At 46.9% G+C, this 245-nt stretch carries 1 protein-coding gene; it reads left to right on the forward strand.

What is annotated here, in order from left to right; translation table 11 throughout:
• The coding region (locus tag SB772_RS44545; RefSeq protein ID WP_410839095.1) for a D-aminoacyl-tRNA deacylase at positions 1–245 on the forward strand (245 nt) is incomplete at both ends.

Raw genomic sequence — 245 nt, forward strand, 5'->3', positions numbered from 1 at the left:
GGATAAAAACGTTCAGCAGGTTGCTGGTGGATTGCTTTTAGTTTCACAATTTACCTTGATGGCAAAAACAGACAAAGGTCGCCGACCAGACTTTGGTGGTGCGATGGCACCTGCTGCTGCGCACGCATTATTTGAACAACTGGTCGATTATGCCAAAACTAAGTACCCGAACGTGGCAACTGGTCAGTTTGGTGCTGATATGCAAGTGTCGAGCGTCAATGATGGGCCGCTCAATTTTTTGATAG

The organism is Paraburkholderia sp. SIMBA_030 (genome assembly GCF_046535245.1).
Classification (GTDB): domain Bacteria; phylum Pseudomonadota; class Gammaproteobacteria; order Burkholderiales; family Burkholderiaceae; genus Paraburkholderia.